Source organism: Streptomyces spongiae (assembly GCF_009377185.1).
Taxonomy (GTDB): Bacteria; Actinomycetota; Actinomycetes; order Streptomycetales; family Streptomycetaceae; genus Streptomyces; species Streptomyces spongiae.
In genome coordinates this window covers 1-1,219 of sequence record NZ_VJZC01001086.1, presented here as the reverse complement: position 1 = coordinate 1,219, position 1,219 = coordinate 1, and the positions used below count along the sequence as shown (strand labels likewise).

Here is a 1,219-nt window from a genome sequence, read left to right as displayed (position 1 = left end):
CACCTCGGCCGGACACTGCGCCTGACCGCCGATCTGACACCCCCTCCCGCCGAGGAGGCCCGGCCCTCCCGCTGGCCCCTGACCACGGTCGGCGAACTCGCCCGCGCGGGAGCCCTGTTGGTGCGGACGGGCGGACACGGTGCCCACGCGCGCGTGCTCACCGACCACGACGTCCTGTCCGGCACGGCACCCTCGGGGGCCCTGCCCGAGACCGGGGAGCAGCCCGTCCTCGTCGAGGCGGGAGACGTCGTCGTGCCCGTCCTCGGCGGCGGCGCCGTCGCGCGCGTGATCGACGAGGCGACCGCCGGCGCGGCCCTCGGCCGCAACCTCACGCTGCTGCGCCCCGATCCGGCCGCCCTGGACCCGTGGTTCCTCGCCGGCTTCCTGCGCGGCACCGCCAACAACCGCCAGGCCAGCAGCTACGTCTCCACCGCCACCCGGCTCGACGTACGCCGCCTCCAACTGCCCCGGCTCCCGCTCGACCAGCAGCTCCGATACGGCGAACGGTTCCGTGCCCTCGCCGAGTTCGAGGACACCCTCCGCCTCGCGGGCCGCCTCGGCGAACGGCTCGTACGCGGCATGTACGACGGCCTGACCGACGGGACGGTCGCACCGGACTGAGCAGCGGACTGGGCAGCGGATGGGCAGCGGCCTGAGCGGACTGACTCCTTCCGCCCTGCTCCGCGACCGGCCGTTTGGAACGGTGCGGCAACGGTTGCCCACAACCCTGGACCGCTTGTCGTCGTCGACCTATACGCTCGACCAGGACATCGCACGTCCGCCCTCGTCAGGCCATCAGGAGCAGTCATGCACGGCCCCGGCTACGCGCCGCCACCGCCTCAGAGCCCCTCATCGGGCACACTGATCACGCTGCGTGTGGTCTTCGTGGTGCTGGCCGTCATGAGCTGCGGCTTCCTCGCGTGGCCGAGCATGTTGAGGCTCGCCCTCGTGACCCGCAAGACGCTCGACTGGGCCCTGTTCGTCCTGTCGATGGTGCACATCTCCATCGTCACCACGCTGATCGCCCTCGACCCGGGCAAGGACGAGTTCGCCACGACCGGCAACACCGGAATGTGGCTGATGATCAGCGGCATGGTGATCACCGTCGCCTACTACCTGTACGCGGACATACGCCACTTCAGCGCGGCCAACGCGATGCCGTACGCCCAGACCACGGGCGGCTACGCCCAGCCCCAGACGGGATACGGCTACCCGGGCC

1 protein-coding gene and 1 pseudogene are annotated in these 1,219 nt (G+C 71.4%); both read left to right on the top strand.

From position 1 onward, the window contains the following. Positions 1-621: pseudogene (locus FNH08_RS50290) on the top strand (SAM-dependent methyltransferase); the annotation flags it as partial. A 186-nt stretch (positions 622-807) separates the two neighbouring features. Then, on the top strand, positions 808-1,219 hold a 412-nt coding region (locus tag FNH08_RS50285; RefSeq protein ID WP_152778715.1), incomplete at its 3' end, for a hypothetical protein.